17 protein-coding genes and 1 pseudogene are annotated in these 17,478 nt (G+C 33.2%); 13 read left to right on the plus strand and 5 right to left on the minus strand.

The features are described from left to right. Positions 1 to 46 precede the first annotated feature (46 nt). The 3 genes and pseudogenes from ILS93_RS19790 (at position 47) to ILS93_RS19800 (ending at position 3,234) form a co-directional block, all read left to right on the plus strand. A pseudogene (locus ILS93_RS19790) lies at positions 47 to 1,307 on the plus strand (MFS transporter). Between the two features lie 54 nt (positions 1,308 to 1,361). Next, positions 1,362 to 2,228, plus strand: a complete 867-nt coding sequence (locus ILS93_RS19795) for an ABC transporter permease subunit (RefSeq protein ID WP_222661146.1) — start codon at positions 1,362 to 1,364, stop codon at positions 2,226 to 2,228. Position 2,229: 1 nt separating this feature from the next. Continuing rightward, positions 2,230 to 3,234, plus strand: a complete 1,005-nt coding sequence (locus ILS93_RS19800) for an ABC transporter permease subunit (protein WP_088046882.1) — start codon at positions 2,230 to 2,232, stop codon at positions 3,232 to 3,234. A gap of 43 nt (positions 3,235 to 3,277) precedes the next feature. Here ILS93_RS19800 and ILS93_RS19805 read toward each other — a convergent pair whose 3' ends face one another. Together ILS93_RS19805 and ILS93_RS19810 are read right to left on the minus strand one after the other, a co-directional pair. Then, entirely contained in the window at positions 3,278 to 4,978 is a 1,701-nt protein-coding gene (locus ILS93_RS19805) for a pyruvate oxidase (protein WP_064474098.1), read from the minus strand. An 81-nt stretch (positions 4,979 to 5,059) separates the two neighbouring features. Then, a complete protein-coding gene (locus ILS93_RS19810) occupies positions 5,060 to 5,797 on the minus strand; it encodes a ZIP family metal transporter (protein ID WP_064474099.1) in 738 nt (245 codons plus the stop codon). A gap of 135 nt (positions 5,798 to 5,932) precedes the next feature. Here ILS93_RS19810 and ILS93_RS19815 point away from each other — a divergent pair, with 135 nt between their 5' ends. From ILS93_RS19815 to ILS93_RS19825, 3 genes are all read left to right on the plus strand, one after another. Further along, entirely contained in the window at positions 5,933 to 6,721 is a 789-nt protein-coding gene (locus ILS93_RS19815; protein ID WP_088046881.1) for a class I SAM-dependent DNA methyltransferase, read from the plus strand. A 48-nt stretch (positions 6,722 to 6,769) separates the two neighbouring features. After that, positions 6,770 to 7,399: an immunity protein Imm33 domain-containing protein gene (locus ILS93_RS19820; RefSeq protein ID WP_088046880.1), complete on the plus strand. Its 630-nt coding sequence runs from the start codon at positions 6,770 to 6,772 to the stop codon at positions 7,397 to 7,399. Between the two features lie 112 nt (positions 7,400 to 7,511). After that, positions 7,512 to 8,375, plus strand: a complete 864-nt coding sequence (locus ILS93_RS19825) for an MBL fold metallo-hydrolase (protein WP_098102819.1) — start codon at positions 7,512 to 7,514, stop codon at positions 8,373 to 8,375. Between the two features lie 166 nt (positions 8,376 to 8,541). On the opposite strand, the gene ILS93_RS19830 is transcribed toward ILS93_RS19825, so the two are convergent. Beyond that, the gene (locus tag ILS93_RS19830; protein WP_098102818.1) at positions 8,542 to 9,480 is read right to left on the minus strand and encodes a nucleoside hydrolase; all 939 of its coding nucleotides are present in this window, start codon (positions 9,478 to 9,480) and stop codon (positions 8,542 to 8,544) included. Positions 9,481 to 9,517: 37 nt separating this feature from the next. Then, complete coding sequence (locus ILS93_RS19835) at positions 9,518 to 10,120, minus strand: DUF2441 domain-containing protein (RefSeq protein WP_098102817.1); 603 nt, start codon at positions 10,118 to 10,120, stop codon at positions 9,518 to 9,520. Positions 10,121 to 10,332: 212 nt separating this feature from the next. Between ILS93_RS19835 and ILS93_RS19840 the strand changes: the two genes are divergently transcribed. From ILS93_RS19840 to ILS93_RS19865, 6 genes are all read left to right on the plus strand, one after another. Beyond that, entirely contained in the window at positions 10,333 to 10,818 is a 486-nt protein-coding gene (locus tag ILS93_RS19840; RefSeq protein WP_098102816.1) for a DUF2798 domain-containing protein, read from the plus strand. 181 nt (positions 10,819 to 10,999) lie between these two features. Then, a complete protein-coding gene (locus ILS93_RS19845) occupies positions 11,000 to 11,425 on the plus strand; it encodes a DMT family transporter (RefSeq protein WP_098102815.1) in 426 nt (141 codons plus the stop codon). Positions 11,426 to 11,444: 19 nt separating this feature from the next. Further along, on the plus strand, positions 11,445 to 12,140 hold the full coding sequence (locus ILS93_RS19850; RefSeq protein WP_142315054.1) for a Crp/Fnr family transcriptional regulator: 696 nt from the start codon (positions 11,445 to 11,447) through the stop codon (positions 12,138 to 12,140). A 16-nt stretch (positions 12,141 to 12,156) separates the two neighbouring features. Continuing rightward, on the plus strand, positions 12,157 to 12,627 hold the full coding sequence (locus ILS93_RS19855; RefSeq protein ID WP_222661148.1) for a DMT family transporter: 471 nt from the start codon (positions 12,157 to 12,159) through the stop codon (positions 12,625 to 12,627). 582 nt (positions 12,628 to 13,209) lie between these two features. Beyond that, positions 13,210 to 13,617, plus strand: a complete 408-nt coding sequence (locus ILS93_RS19860; protein ID WP_222661150.1) for a GNAT family N-acetyltransferase — start codon at positions 13,210 to 13,212, stop codon at positions 13,615 to 13,617. Between the two features lie 66 nt (positions 13,618 to 13,683). Continuing rightward, positions 13,684 to 14,337 (plus strand): MBL fold metallo-hydrolase, encoded by a 654-nt coding sequence (locus tag ILS93_RS19865; protein ID WP_098102812.1) that lies wholly within the window; start codon positions 13,684 to 13,686, stop codon positions 14,335 to 14,337. 127 nt (positions 14,338 to 14,464) lie between these two features. Here the strand turns inward: ILS93_RS19865 and ILS93_RS19870 are convergent, their stop codons facing one another. Further along, positions 14,465 to 15,088, minus strand: a complete 624-nt coding sequence (locus ILS93_RS19870) for a TetR/AcrR family transcriptional regulator (RefSeq protein WP_081257100.1) — start codon at positions 15,086 to 15,088, stop codon at positions 14,465 to 14,467. A 116-nt stretch (positions 15,089 to 15,204) separates the two neighbouring features. Here ILS93_RS19870 and ILS93_RS19875 point away from each other — a divergent pair, with 116 nt between their 5' ends. Beyond that, positions 15,205 to 17,436: an MMPL family transporter gene (locus ILS93_RS19875; protein ID WP_064474109.1), complete on the plus strand. Its 2,232-nt coding sequence runs from the start codon at positions 15,205 to 15,207 to the stop codon at positions 17,434 to 17,436. Positions 17,437 to 17,478 lie beyond the last annotated feature (42 nt).

Below are 17,478 nucleotides of genomic sequence, written 5' to 3' on the forward strand. Positions count from 1 at the left end.
AAATGACTGAAAAAATAAAATTTTGTCGAGAGAAAGGGTTAGAAGTATGAAAGAAATGCTACAGTTATTTCGTAACAAAGTGTATGCACGTTTTTTTCTAGCAAATATTTTAGAGCGACTCGGTTCTATGATTGCTGGAGTTTCTTTAATGTTTTATTTGTTAGACCAATACGGAAAACAACCAGTTTACGCAACGATGACACAAATCATGATGGCATTACCTGCATTAATCTTTTTTCTATTAGTAGGGACAGTAGTGGATCGTTTTGATAGACAACGTATTTGTACGGTAAGTAACATATGTTGTTCGCTCTGTAATATCGGAATTCTAATTTCGCTTTATTACGGAATGATTATACTCGTCTTTATATTTTTATTTTTGGAAAATGCATGTATACAATTTTTCTCTCCATCAGAACAGTCGATGATACAGGGAGTAGTTCAATCCGACCAATACGGTGCAGCAGCAGGTGTGAATCAAATGGTGAATAGTTTGTATGCTTTGTTTGGTGTAGGAATTGCAACGATGGTGTACTGGACTTTTGGAATATACGGGAGTATTTTAGTAAATACGCTCACTTTTATTATGAGTGGTATTTTGATTCAAACGATCTCCATTCCAGAAAAAGTGCGTTTGCCAAACGGTAGAACAAAATGGAAAGAAGTTAATTTGAAAATGTTAATAACAGAGTTTCAAAAAGGGATCAAGTATATATCAAAATGACACTTTAAAAAAATTACTTTTAGGATTTATCGTGTTTGGACTATTAAATGGTATTTTAAGCGTATCCACAACTTACATATTAAAATATAAATTAGCACCAGCAACGTATGAAAGTTTAGCGATGGTGGGTGGTGTAGTTGGAGGGATTTCATTACTAATTGGAAGTGTAGTAGCAACAAGTGTAGGGAAGAAATATGCACCCAAGCCTATTATTGTCTTTGGTATGGCTGGCTCAGGGGTCTTTTTCGGTATGTGTTACTTTGTAAACCACGTATGGTCTTTTTATGTATGTATCGCTTTTGCGACTTTCTTTTTACCGTTTATTAATGTTGCAATTATGGGCTGGATGTATGAAATTGTAGAAGAATCATTCATGGGACGTGTTCAAAGTTTACTTAGTCCATTAACGACAGGATTCCAGCTGTTATCTATCGGTGCGATAGCGATGTTGTTCCCGAAATGGATTCGTGCAGATACGTTGTATATTATTTTATTTGGTTTATTATTTTTTGTTACGTGTTTATATCAAACCATTTTACCGAGTGGGAAGAAACGGGTGCAAAGTATAGCTGAAGAGATGTAATATATGTGGTTTTTGATTTCTGAATATTCTATCGGAGGGTAAGGGGAAATCGTTATGTTGATGCGAATTGCTAAATGGTGTGGGGTTACTTGTTTACAACTAGTAGCTGCAATTTTATGTATAATCTGTCTAGGCGCGCTACCGCGTTTATTTAAGGGATTGCAAATTGATTTAATCGGTTTTTGGAACACGATTGTCTTTCTTGGAGGGAAGATACTTCAACCGGGTGAAATTACATATGGATTTCGAGACTCAAGAAAATTATTTCCGCAAATATGGATTCATTATTTTGAAACGATGATTGTATTTCTATCAGCGTTTTTACTATCTTTGCTTATAGCGTATATACTTGTCGTTTGGGTATTGCAGCGTTCTTATATGAAACAGAAAATGTGGAACGGGGTTTTTCTTACGCTTGAGAGTATACCGGATATTTTACTTATTTTATTATCGCAACTTCTTGTCGTAAATATGTTTCAAAAAACAGGATTTATGCCGGTCAAACTGGCTGGATTAGGGGAAGAAAGGATACGTTTGTTACCAATTATATGTCTTACAATACCAACAACATTATTGTTTATTAAACTGTTGTTATTTCGGTTTAAAGAAGAATTAGAGAAAGATTATAGTTTGTTTGCCAAGAGTAAAGGGCTAAGCTTCCGGCATATTTTGACACATCATATTTCAAGAAATGTTTTATTAACGACAATTTATTACGCGAAAACAAATATTTTATTTATGCTTTCCAATTTATATATTATTGAATGGATATTTAATACATATGGTATGTTTGTTTTTGTGAAAGAAAATCCAAAATTAGAAATATTTACAGTGAGTCTAGTAATATTATACGTACCGCTTTTTATACTATTTCGTATATTACATACGCTTTTACAAAATGTTATAAAGGTGCGTGTGTAACATGTGGCAAGTTGTAAAAAGAGATGTGAGATTTTGGATAGGTATTACTTTTTTGAGTGTACTAATGATTGTTAGTATTGGATATACGGTGTTTTTTGATGGGAATATTCGTGAACTTACGATGATGTATAACGAAAAAGGGGAACTAGAGGCAGCACCATTTTCGCCATCAAGTAAATTTTGGTTTGGAAGTGATGTGAAAGGTCGTGACCTTGTTCAATTAATAATAGAAGGTGCAAAATGGACAGTTGGAGCGAGTATAATTATAGCGATTTTACGAGTTATAGTTGGAGGGGGAGTTGGTTTACTTCTTGGTATGTATGGTAAACGTTCTTTTCCAGTTATTTCATCCTTTTTTGATCCTTTTAGTATTGTACCGATGGTTATGATTTCTTATTTTATGTTAAATGAAGTTTTAACGTTTGATAGTGGAGCAGAAGTTGTGCCGTTGTATTTGCGTGTGGCATTTCAAATTATAGTTCTTGTATGTCTTGCTGTACCAACGGTTATGTTGTATGTAGCGCAAGAAGTAAAGCGTATTAAGAAAGAAGAATTTATGTTGGCAGCTACTGTGCTCGGCGGAAGTAAGTGGCATAGGTTGAAGCGCCATATATGGCCGCATATGTTACCGCCATTTCTTTTATTAGTAGCGCAACAATTTGTAAGTACTTTATTACTACTTTTACACCTTGGTTTGTTGCAATTATTTTTTGGTGGAACAATAATCTTCAGTGGAATGGATCCAGATAGTGTAACAAAAGAATGGACTGGCCTAATTGGTCAAAACTTCCGCCATTTAACTACACATACATGGATTGTACTTATACCAATTGCTTTTTATAGTATGACAATTTTAGCGGGAAATCTAGTTAGTCATAGTATGCAAGATGCGATTAAACTAGGAAATGTAAGAACACCAAGGAGCAAGGATAAAGAGGTAAAGGAAGAGAAGCGAGTACAAACTAATGTGAATGATTTTTCCTTTTATAGAGAGATACAAAAATAAAAAAGATAGCTGAAGACAAATTGTTTTCAGCTCTCTTTTTTGTTTATAGTGGTGGTAAATCAATCTTACCTTCTTCAAATAATTCTTTTATCATATGCTTCGTATAACCAGCGGCTTGACCAAAGGTGATTTTTGCTGGCATTGGTGCTTCGTTTGCATCTACAACTATATCAATAATACACGGTCTATTTTGTTTTACCGCATTTTCGAAAGCAGGAAGTAGTTCATCTAAATTCTCAACTCGGTATCCAATACCTCCGCACGCCTCTGCGTATTTTGCAAAATCAGGGTTTGTTAAGTCTGTGCCAAATTCGATATTCCCCATAACTTCTTGTTCGAATTTAATCATGGCGATCTTATTATTATTTAAAACAACGACCACGATCGGCAGTTTATATTTAACAGCTGTTACGAAGTCGTTCATTGTCATTCCAAAACCACCGTCACCACAAACTGCAAATACTTGTTTATTCGGGTAAGCAATTTTTCCAGCAAGTGCACCAGGTAAACCGCAGCCAAGTGTTGCGAGCCAACTAGAAATGATAAATTGTTGATTTGTCATACGGAAGTGTCTTGCTGTCCATACTGTTACATTTCCGACATCGACTGATAATATTGCATCATCTTGAGCTACTTGTTGCAGTGCATGCATAACACGTTGTGGTTTAATTGGAGTAGATGTATCGTCTTCTTGATTGTGTAATTTTTCCTCCCAATTTTTCATCATTTCTTGATGATGCTCTAAGAAGGAATGGTCCTCGTGTTTTTCTACATTTTCAATTAACCATTTTAATGTTTTATCAGCATCACCGGCTAAGCCGATATCTGTTACGTAACGTTTACCGATTTGGGCCGGATCAGTATCGATATGAATTGTTTTTGCTTTTTCGGGTAAGAAACCGGTGAATGGATAAGAAGTACCAATCATAATTAAAGTATCTGCATGTTTCATTGCATCATAAGAAGGTTTCGTTCCAATTAATCCTAATCCGCCGATGCAAAGTGGATGTTCATCAGGGATAATCCCTTTAGCTGGTAATGTAAGTACGATTGGAGCACCGATGTGTTCTGCGAAAGTAAGTAAAGATTCTCTCGCATGTTTCGCACCTTTTCCAGCTAAAATTACAGGCTTTTTCGCTTCACTTATTGCGAGTTTTGCAGCATGTAAATCTTCTTCTTGCGGAAATAACTCAGGTAATGTAAAAGAAGTATTTGTAACACGAGCACCACTTTTTACTTCGAATTTCGGAACATCATCTGGAATCGTAAGAACAGATACACCTTTTTTCGTATAAGCCATTCGAATCGCTTGATTCACGACAGCAGGCAACTGTTCTGCTGACATAATGCGCTGGTTATATACCGCAACATCATCGAATAATCTTTCTAAGTTTACTTCTTGGAAAAAATCCGTCCCGAGTAAATCTGTTTCTACTTGACCTGAAATTGCTAGAACAGGGGCTTTATCGAGTTTAGCATCATATAAACCATTTAATAAATGGATAGCGCCCGGCCCTGCGATTGCCATACAAACGCCGAGTTTTCCTGTTAACTTAGCATAGGCAGCTGCTGCTAGTGCACCAGCTTCTTCATGGCGGACTTGGATGAATTTGATTTTATCTTGTTTTTTTCTTAAAGCTTCAATTATAGAATTGATAGAATCTCCAGGCATTCCGTAAATGTGTTCTACTCCCCAGTCAATTAATAGGTCAACTAATGCTTCACCGGCTGTTTTCCCAAACATAATTTTTCCTCCTTATAATAGGTAGATACTATTATGTTTTGGAGAAAAAGGAAAAATATACAAATGATTATATTGTTATCTTTAATGATGACCAGTAAATAGTGTAAATACTGTTATTAGTAAAAACCCGCTAGTTGCCCATGTTAAAAATGTAAGGAAGGAGAGCTGTTTTTTAGCCTTCCAAAGCATTTCATGAATTGTGACATAGCCAAGTGAACCGATAGCGCTCCCCATAATGAGCCCTTGTAAATGTAGAGCCTTTCCTTCCATCAAAATACCAAAGACAGTACCAGTTCCGAGAATAAGTGAAAGTAATAAAGTCGTAAATAAAAATGAAATGCATTTATGCTTTGTAAAGAGGAAGGGGATGATTAATGCTAGGCCTTCAGGAATATGGTGAATTATAATCGCAAGTAAGAAAGGAATGGCAGAATCATTATGATTTATAAATGCTGTACCTAATGCAAAGCCACTCGGCAAATTATGAATAAATATAGCAAAAGAAAGAAAAAGGAAAGTTTGCCACGCTTGTTGATCTTTTTTATGTATCATTGGATGATGACAATAGTTATCTAATAAGTTCATAACCAAAATACCGATAGCTATACCAAGTATAGGCCCAATTATTTCATAGCTTGCAAATGTTTCAGGAATAATTTCAAGGGATAAAAGGCCAAGCAAAATTCCGCCACATAATGCATATAAACGATGCATTTTTTCTTCAATTAGTTGGCGCGTAGCAATGCCGACAGCACCGCCTAATAGTAATCCACCGAATGAAAAAAATGTAACTATCATAGGAATCCATAATCGTTCCATCGTATCACACTCCGATTCTTCCACTTATTTTTAGCTTACGAAAAGGAAAGTTAGATTAGTCCAAGTAATTGTGTTTGATTATAGAGAAAAAACTAATAATTCGTTATAATTTATATATTAAACTTAAGTGGAAATATGAAATGGGGAATACGTTTGCAAACAAAATGGAGTCTATCTGAATACGAAAATCCAAAACGATATGATATAGAAAATAAAAGTCTGTCAGATTTTCCGTTCTTACTATCATGGGCACAAAAACTAAATATACAAAATGAATGGATTCTAGATATTGCCTGCGGAACAGGAAGGGTTACAATTCCATTTATAGAAAACGGATATCAAATGATTGGTGTAGATATACATGAAGGTATGCTTGCTGAAGCGAAGAGAAAATCTATGGATTGTAAAAAAGTAAAATGGTTACAACAAGACTGTTTACAATTAAAGATTGAAGAAACAATTCTGTTAGCATTTATGGTTGGTCATGGATTTCAACACTTACTTACGAACACAGATCAAAATAAGTTATTAACATCTATTCATCATGTGTTAGCTGATAATGGTATATTTATATTCGATACACGTTTTCCTTCAAAAGAAGAATTAATACAACCATCTACAGAAGAATATTGGACAACTATTATTGATGAAAAGGAAAGAAAATGCGATCTATATACTGAAATGACATACGATTCAATTCAGCAAATACAGCATTACATAACAACAAGAAGGTTTTATGAGGATGATGTGAAAGTAGAAGAACTGAAAACAACGATCGATCTTCGCTATACATATCCGCAAGAGTTAGAAAGATTATTAGTAGTGAATGGTTTTGAATTATTACATATATATAATGATTGGGAAGGAAATAAGTTAGGGGAAGACTGCTATTCTATGGTAGTAGTTTGCCGGAAGAAAAAATAGTGTTATTTTTAAAATATGAGTGTGAAAAGCTTTTAAGGAGAGAAAAAGATGACTTGGTACTTAGATAATGTTTATGAAATAAACAAAGAAGCGCCCTATACATTTTATCTTCCTAGTTCAGAAGTGTTGGAGAAATTAAAGGTTGGAGATTTGGTAAAGCTAATTTTTGTATCTAAAAATGAGGAAGAAGATGGATTTCATGGTGAAAGAATGTGGGTTGTAATCACTGAAAGAAATGAGAAGAAGTTCGTAGGGGAACTGGACAATGATCCGTATCGTTTAGATTTAAAAATAGGTGATAAAATTTCATTTGGAATTGAAAATATATGTGATACGGAATATGATGATCCAGCTTCAAGTGATTGGGATTTTTATTTTGATACGAAGGTAATTGTTAGTGATGATGTACTTGAAAAAAGAGAATTTAACTTTATGCTTAGAGATAATCCAACAGCAGAAGGCGATCCAGGTTGGTCAATTTTAAGTGGCTATGAAAGTGATGACTATGTCAATAATCCTAAAAACTTTCAAATTATTTCAATTGGAGTTATTTTGAATATAGATGATTCTATTTTAAACTTTCTTGAGGAACCACCTTTATGTGCATATGAAAGAAATGATGAAGGTAGATTCTATAAAATTGAAGACTATGATTGGGATGCTTATTTAAATGGATAGATGAAGTTACTATGTTCTAAAGAAAGCGATATATATTATTTCATGCTATGTGCTGGATGAAGGTTTTACAGATAATAATTGAAGAGAATAGTAGTAAATGGAGGAACTAATTATGCAGCAAATAAAAAAAATAGGAAACTCATTTTGGTATATGACACCTGTTTCTGAAACAGATAGACCTATATTAGGAATGGTCGTTGGACAAGAAAAAACATTAATGATTGATGCAGGGAATTCAGAAGAACATGCACAATTATTTCTAGAAATGCTAAAAGAACAAAATGTATTAAGTCCTGATTTCGTAGCATTAACGCATTGGCACTGGGATCATATTTTTGGATTGCCTGTACTACAAGATGCATTAACTATTGCGCATGCTGAAACGAAAAAAGAAATGCAGTCACTAGTATCTTATGAATGGACAGATGAAGCGTTGGACGCACGTGTAAAAGAGGGTACTGAAATTGCATTTTGTGCGGATTGTATCAAGAAAGAGTTTGAAGAAAAAGTGAGAAATATTAAAATCATTCCTCCGGCCTTAACATTCCAGGATCAAATTGAATTAGACCTTGGTGAAGTGACATGCGTGTTAAAACATGTCGGTGGAGATCATGCACATGATTCAGTTGTTATTTACGTGAAAGAAGAAAAGATATTATTTTTAGGAGACTGTATATATGCAGATATCTTTTCTTCAAAATGGAACTATACGACGAAACGAACGTTCAAATTAATCGAAGAATTGGAGTCATTTGATGCTGAAACTTATATTCTTTCTCATGGGACAGCTATAAGTCGGGATGAGTTTTTACAAGAAATGCATTTGTTAAAAACAGTAGGAACTTATACAGAAATTCATAAAGGCGATGAAGAAAACATAAAGGAAGCGTATAAACGAGACGTAAATAGAGAATTAAATGAAGATGAATTAGAAACAATTACGTTTTTTGTAAATGGTTATGAAATGAATAATTAGTAAGACACTACACTAATCAAATATAATTAAACTGCATAAAAAGAGTATTGAAAGTTAATTCAATACTCTTTTCAATAGTTAAATATGTAGTTTCAAACAAATTCTAAATATGGGGTTTATCGTCTGAAATAATGCCATTCTATTTATTTTTCATATAGATAGTGGTTCAAGTGGAAGCTTTCTTCGCTAATTCAGTTATATAGTTAAAAAATCCATTGTGGTTTACATCATATACTACATTTACAGGTCGTCCAGCAACAGTTTCCACCGTACGCCCCTGGCTAGGTCCATATGTATGAATAATACTATTAATTGTTTGTAATTTTGCAAGGCCAGATTTCCCGATAAAGGCAGCAGTTAATACATCCCACAAATAGTAAGTAGAGTTAGTTGAGAAATGAACGAGGGGAGGAACCATTGCATAGCATTGACCAAGAAAATCAACACCAATATATTTACGCTCTTTTGCCCAACTTTCACGTATGTCTATAGTTAATGGAACTTGGTTTGTACTTTCTAGCGTTACTAAGTCGATTTTAATTTTTGATTCCCACACACGAGCTACTGCTTCAGGATCCCAAAACGAATTCCACTCAGCAGTTCCATCATGTTCTGGTTCATGTACATTGCCGGCAGTACGAAATGTTCCTCCCATCCAAACAAGGCGCTCAATTTTCCCCTCGATTACAGGTGCTTCATATAGTGCACGCGCTAAATCGGTAAGAGGCCCTGTAAATAATAAAGTTGTTTTCTCTTCAGTTTGTAGTAGGGTTTCAATTAAATGATGATGTGCAGGTTTTTCTGCTACGGGTGTTACAACTTTTCCAAACTCATTTAAAATTGGTAAAGCATCTACATAAAATGCATGCATCCGCCAGTCTTTTGGAAATGGATTTTTCGCACGGGAATTTGATGCAGCTACTTCAATATTTTCTTTGCCGAAGCGATCAATAATTTTGCGACTTGCAGACATTGCTGGTTCTAAATAGCAATCTGCAGGGATAACTGAAACACCTGTAAGCTCGACATTATCCATCTGTAGTAATAAAAATAGTGAAATTAAATCATCTACACCACCATCATGATTGAAGTACACTTTTTTCATCTTTGTTAATCTCCATCCTATATGATTTAGTTAGGAATTAAATATGAATTGCAGAAAAATCATCAATAATTTCCACCACTTCGATTTTTCCATTAATCAGTAACTCCGGAAGTTCATTATTTACATTTCCCTTCCAATATCCTCTAGCTTGCTCAATTTTTTGAGAGAAAGGAATACCGTCTTCTTTCGGTAAAAGATTTCCGTCACCTTCAAAACAATGTCCAATTACTCGTAGTTTAACAATCTGCAAAACTTCTCGATTGTAAGAATCAAATAATGCTTTCCATTTTAAAGCATCATCATAGCTCTTTGCAGCATATAAACAAGATAATCTTGAAGGGTATTCAGGAAATTCTTGTAGTCTAACCATTTCTACAATCGTTTCTCTAACCGCTCTAATTGTTTGATCGATATAACTCATAACTACTTTAGCATTTTCATTTTTTATATGTAATTCTTCATTTGTATAATGTTCTTTTAAAATTTGTATAGAATCTTCACCGTTAGAATTGAAATGTTCCTTTTCAAAAAAGAAATGAAATAGGGTATTCGTTTGATTTTTATCGAAATGAATGATTTGTCCGATGCTCATTTTTTTCCTTGTTACGATGTGATATGTGTAAAACTCTTGTTTATACATGGTTATCCTCCTAGTAGTAATGTAATTCAATGTTAAATTTAGTAATTCAACATTGAAATATATAAAACCTTTATAAGTCTTAGTAAGAATTTGATCAGAAAGTATAGTGAATATATGATAACGCTTTAAATTTGTTCACAAAATGTTCACTTACGAAGAGGTTTCCATAATCGATATAATGACAAAGACTTAAACAGAAAGGATGATAGAAATTGCCAACAACAAGAAAGGAAAACCTCCAATTTGGTATGATGATGTGCCTTGGGATGGTTATTGTAATGACGTTTTATAATTTATTACTGAATGGAGCAGGAGGGCCAATTCATATTAAGGAGATCACATTAGAACTACTAATTGGATTCATTATTGCATTATTAATTGAAATATGTATCGTTGGACCTTGTGCGAAAAAACTTGTATTCATGTTACCGTTTGATAAATCGAAGAAAATAAATATGATAGTTGCGATGGCGACAGCTATGGTAATTGGAATGGTTTTCTTTATGTCTTTTTACGGAATGGCTATGATGTATTTACATGGTGGACTACAAGGAGACTCATTTGTATCGATGTATTTTTCAATTTTCATTAAAAATTTCATTTTGGCGTATCCATTACAATTAATTATTATGGGGCCACTTGTGCGTTTCTTATTTGGAAAGTTTGTTATGAAGAATAAAACTGTTAATATAGCGTAGTTATAAATATTAAAATATTATATAACGATAAAACAATAAAAAACACATCTCAAATATTTTGAGTTGTGTTTTTTATTGTTCATTTGTAGCTATTTTCATACTGATGTGTCATTTGTCCTTTTGCCTTTATAGGATTATAACTTTTAATTAAGTCAGAAATAGAAGATTAGGAGATGATTTTTTGAAGGGCGTTGTATTTGCTATTTTAGCTGGCGTATTTATTACACTTCAAGGTACATTTAATGCGAAACTTAGTTCACATATCGGTATATGGTCAACGAGTATTATTACGCATTTCATTGGATTCCTTATTGCAACAACAATATTTTTGTTAAAGAAAGAAGAGAAAATAGCGGATTTAAAGGATGTGAAAAAAATATATTTAGTAGCTGGTGCACTTGGCGGATTAATTATTTGTGCAAAAACAGTAGCGATACATGAAATGGGAGTTACATTAACAGCTGGAACACTTATGGTTGCTCAATTATTAACAGCAACTCTAATTGAAATGAAGGGATTATTTCAAATAAAAAAGATACAGATGGAGAGATATCATATTGTGGGAACAATAGTAATGATTATAGGTATTGTTGTATTTAATATGTAAATGAAAGGAGGAAATGAAAATGGAGAATAGATCAGATTTAATTATCCATTATTTGAAAACTAATAAAATGCTTGAAATTTTTTCAGAGATAGATGCAGCTTATTTTCAAGTAAATCATTTTGAAAAAGGCGAGCTTATTTGCAATATAGATGACGCAATGGCTCGTTTATATTTTGTTGTTAAAGGTAAAGTAAAAGTTTATACGATTACACCAGAGGGAAAGAAACTGATCCTTCGTTTTATCAATCCATTGGCGGTTGTTGGCGATATTGAATTCATACAAAATAGCAAAGCGCATAATGTCGTTGAAGCTTGTTCAGATGTTATAGCCATCTCTATTTCTCATGCTGTAATTAGAAATAAGTTATTACATGATCCTATATTTATGAACTTCTTGCTTGAAAACATTGCAAACACATTAAAAATATCGACTCGTTTTACAGCACTTAATTTACTTTATCCAGTAGAAGTACGTGTAGCTAGTTATTTACTTTCTATTTCTACTGATAGTAACGGGAATATGTATAAAAAAGATTTGGATGCAACTTCGATATCAAGTATTGCGGATTTTATAGGAGTAAGTTATCGGCACGTAATTCGGTTGTTACAAAAATTTTATAAAGAAAAATTAATTGAAAAGAGAAATGGAGTTATTGTAATTAAAGATTTTTTTAGAATGAAGGAAGTTGCTAAAAATAATATATATGAGCAATGAAAAGGGGAGAGGGAGTATGATTGGATTTAGTTTAGCTATATTAGCTGGAGTATTAATTAGCTTACAATCTATTTTTAATACGAAAGTGAATGAAAATGTAGGGCAGTGGTTAACAACTGCATGTGTTCTTGGAATAGGTTTCATAAGTTCTATTCTATTTTATATCATTACAGAAAACAGTATTAGCATTAAAGTGTATACTACAAATTATTTGTTTTATGTAAGTGGATTGTTTGGCATCGGGTTAATAATTTGTATAATGGGTGCAATAAAGAGTTTAGGTCCAGCTTATACGCTGCTAATTAGCCTTATTACTCAATTAGTTGTTGCTCTCTGCATTGATACATTTGGATTATTTGGAATAGAAAGGGTTCCCTTACAAATAAATAAATTACTTGGAATAGCTATATTAATTGTAGGGGTAGGAATTTTTAAAGATCTTTTTTCGAATAAGAAAGATATTAATATAAATGAGGATAGAGCTTAAATAAATTACAGGGAGAGTTGTAAATGGTTAGAGAAATAGTAGTGAATGCTCTTCTTGTGAAGATGTCACATTTATTTGAGGAAATCGTAAGTTAACAATTAGCATAGTTGAAAAATAAGTAAACAAGCCTTAGATAAATTGTGATCTTTTATATAGCACTTATTATTTTGAAGTTATGTGAACTATCGTAGTAGGAGAAGTGCTATAAAGTAGGGTATGATTAAAGTTAAATATTACCTAGTATATTTAACTAATGAATACAATGTCTTTTTCAGTTATTATGTTGTAAATAATTTTATGGTAAAATCTTTAACATAATGAAATAAAGGGGTAGTATTCTATGGGTTATTTCTCAAACAGTTTATTAGTTTTGTTTGTCCTGATCGTCTGTAGCTGTATGATTTTTGGTTAATAATATAATGATGGATTTATATAAAAGGAGTTAACTGAGGAGAGGTTAACTTCTTTTTATTTTAAGTTGAGAAGGAATAATATTATTCTTATGGAAGTTTGTATAAATTAATTTCAAAGTAAAGATAATTTTATGAAATAAAAACAAACGAGAAAATAAGGAGTATTTACATGAATAATAGTATAAATTACACATTTAAACACCCAACAAATTTCAATGGATTATTAACTGTATATGAATCTTTAGGATGGAATTCTCTTCAATTAACGGTTAACGAGTTAGAACAAATGTGTAAACAAAGTTGGTATGCAATTTATGCTTTTGATGGTAAGAAGTTAGTAGGGATGGGGCGTATTATATCAGATGGCGTAATAACAGGCGTTATTTGTGGTGTTTGTGTATTGCCAGAGTATCAGTCCATTGGTATTGGAAAAGAAATAGTAGAAAGATTAATCCAGCACTGTGAACAAAACAAGGTTATTCCCCAACTTATGTGTGTAGAAAAATTGCAATCTTATTATGAATCTATAGGGTTTGAGGCATTCTCTATTGGGATGACAAAAACTATTAAAAGATAGTGTGGCTTTATATTTTCGGTGTAGTTGTGCATATTTTCAAACTTCATCATAAAGGAGACGGACTATATGGAGATTGCTAAAGGGGTAGAAATGTTACAACTTGAGTTTCAAGAATTTATTATTCACCCAATTCTTTTATGGGATGATGAAATGGCAGTGTTAATAGATACTGGTTTCCCTGGACAATTTGAAGATATACAAATAGAGATGGAGAAAGTTGGGGTATCTTTTGATAAGCTAAAAGTTGTGATTTTGACACATCAGGATATAGATCATATAGGTAGCCTTCCTGATTTATTGGAGAATGGTGTAAGTGATATTAAGGTTTATGCGCACGAGCTAGATAAACCTTATATTGAAGGGGAGTTTCCTTTACTGAAGGATGGACAAGTAAAGAATCTACCAAAAGGAAAAGTGAGTGATACTGTGATAAATGGGCAAGAAATTCCGTATTGCGGTGGGATACTAATTCTACATACCCCAGGACACACTCCAGGTCATATTAGTTTATATTTGAAACAAAGTAAAACCCTTATTACAGGAGACTCGATGTATAGTGTGAATGGAAAGTTAGAAGGAATTCACGCCCCAACAACTTTAAATGTTAAGGAAGCACAGCAGTCTTTGAAGAGGTATTCAAATCTAGATATTGAATCGGTAGTTTGTTATCATGGGGGATTAAGTAAGGAGAATATAAAGATTCAAATTCAAAATTTGTAAAAGTTGAAGAGGAATTTTTTGTTAAACTGTGCTGAAGTATAATCTAATTAATAGTAAATAAATAATAAAAGAGCTTGTTTGAAAAAAATTCAAACATGCTCTTTTATTAAATGAAATCTATTTAAGATTAACGGCCTAACCCGTTCCAATAAAAAGAAACGATTTCTTGGGCTAATTCATCTATATTTGTAAGAATAGGATTGTGATTTTCATCTTTAAAATTCCCAATTGATAATAAAGATACGAATGCATGAGCCGCAAATGTAGCGTTTCCTCTTGGGATTTCTCCAATTTGCATTGCATCATCAAGTGCTTTTTCTAATACTTCATACATGTTGTCTTCAGCATTTTTTAATTGTTTCAATTGTTCTTCAGATAATGATAGTTTTGCATCTTTCATAAAATTCTTCATATCAATATCCATCGTTGCGTGTAAGTAGACTTTAGCGAAGTCCAATAATCTTTCTTTTAAAGTCTTATTTGTAGAAAGGATTTGAGACATATTTTCGCGTATACGTACCATCATTTGAATCATAGTAGCGGTAAATAAATCTGCTTTTGTTGAATAGTAATAGTAGACGGTTGCTTTCGTAACACCACAAACTTTTGCAACTTCATCCATGGAAACGACTTGATAATTTTGAGTAAGAAATAGTCGAGTTGCAACTTCCAAAATGGTTTCTTTTGTAGATTTTGTATTTTTATTTTGACGAGGCCTTCCGAGAGGACGTTGTTTTTGTTCCAAATCCATTCGCTCCTGACATGTATTGTTGAGATAATTATAACACAAAGTTTTATTCATTCTTGATTAATTAACCGACCAGTATATATAATTAATGTTAGAGGAAAAAAGGAAGGTGGGTTTTTATGAAAAAGCACCCGTTACATATGTTAGGGAGGCTTGTAGCAGGGAAGCATACACAGTGGATAACTTTATCGATTTGGATTCTTATTACATTATTACTTTCATTTACATTGCCACAAGTAAACAGTACGAAAGAACCGAATCCAAAAAATTTACCTGAAACAGCTATGTCGCAGCAAGCGGAAGCACTTATGAAAAAAGAGTTTCCGAATAATGCAGGGAATCCTTTATTAGTAGTATGGTATAAGGATGGTGGATTACAGTCACAGGATTATAAACTCATACAAGACGTTTATAAAGAGTTAAAAGCTAGTCCTTTAAAGGAGCAATCAACGTTACCGCCATTTGATACATTACCAGAACAAGTATTATCAAAAAGTGCATCAAAAGATGGTACATCATTTGTTACACCAGTATTCTTTAACAAGGCAGCTGGAACAGATATATTAAAAGGAAATCTTGATGATTTAAAAAACATAGTGAATAGTAAGATCGATGAAGATCCATTCAAACGAAAACTAAGTGACGCTGGTTTACACGTTCGATTATCTGGACCTGTAGGTATTCAAACGGATGCAGTTAGCTTATTTAGTCAAGCAGATGTGAAATTATTAATTGCTACTGTATTACTCGTATTAGTTTTATTAATTTTACTGTACCGTTCACCGATTTTAGCAATTTTACCCTTACTTGTTGTCGGCTTTGCATACGGTATTATTAGTCCTACACTTGGTTTTTTAGCTAATCACGGATGGATTAAAGTAGATGCTCAGGCAATATCAATCATGACAGTATTATTGTTTGGTGCTGGAACGGACTATTGTTTATTTTTAATTTCAAGATATCGAGAGTACTTGCTAGAAGAAGAAAGTAAATATAAGGCGCTGCAACTTGCAATTAAAGCTTCTGGTGGAGCAATTATAATGAGTGCGCTTACTGTTGTACTTGGATTAGGAACATTATTACTTGCTCATTATGGTGCCTTTCATCGATTTGCAGTACCATTTAGTGTTGCTGTATTCATAATGGGAATTGCTGCTTTAACAATTTTACCAGCATTATTATTAATTTTCGGTAGAGCTGCATTCTTCCCATTTATACCGAGAACAACTTCTATGAATGAGGAGTTTGCAAGAAAGAAAAAGAAAGTCGTAAAAGTTAAAAAATCAAAAGGTGCCTTTAGTAAAAAGCTTGGAGATGTTGTAGTACGAAGACCGTGGACAATAATTATGCTCACTGTATTTGTATTAGGTGGATTGGCTTCATTTGTACCACGTATTCAATACACATATGACTTATTAGAATCGTTTCCAAAAGATATGCCTTCCCGCGAAGGGTTTACGTTAATTAGTGATCATTTCTCAGCTGGTGAATTAGCGCCAGTAAAAGTTGTTGTTGATACGAAAGGAAAAGAGCTTCCTATTAAAGAAGAACTAGAGAAGTTTTCTTTCGTACAAACTGTGAAAGATCCAAAAGTGGGCACAGAAAATAAGCAAATACAAATGTATGAGGTTTCTTTAGCTGAAAATCCATACTCAATTGAAGCGTTAGATCAAATCCCTAAATTAAAAAACAGTGTAGAAAAAGTATTAAAAGATGCTGGGGTTAGTAATGCAGAAAATCAACTATTGATTGGCGGAGAAACAGCGTCATTATATGATACAAAGCAAATTACGGAACGTGATGAAGCAGTTATCATTCCAGTAATGATTAGTATTATAGCTTTATTATTACTTGTTTACTTACGATCAATTGTTGCGATGATTTATTTAATTGTAACTGTTGTATTATCGTTCTTCTCGGCACTAGGAGCAGGGTGGCTATTACTTCATTATGGTATGGGAGCGCCGGCCATTCAAGGTGCGATACCGTTGTATGCATTCGTATTTCTAGTTGCTTTAGGTGAAGATTATAATATCTTTATGGTTTCAGAAATATGGAAAAACAGAAAGACACAAAATCATTTGGATGCAGTAAAAAATGGCGTTATACAAACAGGTAGTGTCATTACATCCGCGGGTTTAATTTTAGCAGGAACTTTTGCGGTATTAGGTACACTTCCAATTCAAGTTCTTGTTCAATTTGGTATTGTAACTGCAATTGGTGTATTATTAGATACATTTATTGTTAGACCATTACTTGTACCAGCAATTACAGTTGTTCTAGGTCGCTTTGCTTTTTGGCCAGGAAAGCTTTCAAGAAAGAGTGAAGAAGTACAAAAGGTGGATGCATAGTTAAGAAAGCCAAGGATATTTTCCTTGGCTTTCTTCTATGTA

The sequence above is a fragment of the Bacillus sp. 16GRE42 genome, assembly GCF_019837435.1.
Classification (GTDB): Bacteria; Bacillota; Bacilli; order Bacillales; family Bacillaceae_G; genus Bacillus_A; species Bacillus_A wiedmannii.

Bases quoted from the DNA above. Each gene is read 5' to 3' on its own strand.
- ILS93_RS19800 (WP_088046882.1), top strand. From the start codon at position 2,230: ATGTGGCAAGTTGTAAAAAGAGATGTGAGATTTTGGATAGGTATTACT.
- ILS93_RS19830 (WP_098102818.1), bottom strand. From the start codon at position 9,480: ATGAAAAAAGTGTACTTCAATCATGATGGTGGTGTAGATGATTTAATT.
- ILS93_RS19820 (WP_088046880.1), top strand. From the start codon at position 6,770: ATGACTTGGTACTTAGATAATGTTTATGAAATAAACAAAGAAGCGCCC.
- ILS93_RS19850 (WP_142315054.1), top strand. From the start codon at position 11,445: ATGGAGAATAGATCAGATTTAATTATCCATTATTTGAAAACTAATAAA.
- ILS93_RS19855 (WP_222661148.1), top strand. From the start codon at position 12,157: ATGATTGGATTTAGTTTAGCTATATTAGCTGGAGTATTAATTAGCTTA.
- ILS93_RS19810 (WP_064474099.1), bottom strand. From the start codon at position 5,797: ATGGAACGATTATGGATTCCTATGATAGTTACATTTTTTTCATTCGGT.
- ILS93_RS19870 (WP_081257100.1), bottom strand. From the start codon at position 15,088: ATGGATTTGGAACAAAAACAACGTCCTCTCGGAAGGCCTCGTCAAAAT.
- ILS93_RS19860 (WP_222661150.1), top strand. From the start codon at position 13,210: ATGAATAATAGTATAAATTACACATTTAAACACCCAACAAATTTCAAT.
- ILS93_RS19875 (WP_064474109.1), top strand. From the start codon at position 15,205: ATGAAAAAGCACCCGTTACATATGTTAGGGAGGCTTGTAGCAGGGAAG.
- ILS93_RS19815 (WP_088046881.1), top strand. From the start codon at position 5,933: ATGAAATGGGGAATACGTTTGCAAACAAAATGGAGTCTATCTGAATAC.
- ILS93_RS19805 (WP_064474098.1), bottom strand. From the start codon at position 4,978: ATGTTTGGGAAAACAGCCGGTGAAGCATTAGTTGACCTATTAATTGAC.
- ILS93_RS19795 (WP_222661146.1), top strand. From the start codon at position 1,362: ATGTTGATGCGAATTGCTAAATGGTGTGGGGTTACTTGTTTACAACTA.
- ILS93_RS19825 (WP_098102819.1), top strand. From the start codon at position 7,512: ATGCAGCAAATAAAAAAAATAGGAAACTCATTTTGGTATATGACACCT.
- ILS93_RS19865 (WP_098102812.1), top strand. From the start codon at position 13,684: ATGGAGATTGCTAAAGGGGTAGAAATGTTACAACTTGAGTTTCAAGAA.
- ILS93_RS19835 (WP_098102817.1), bottom strand. From the start codon at position 10,120: ATGTATAAACAAGAGTTTTACACATATCACATCGTAACAAGGAAAAAA.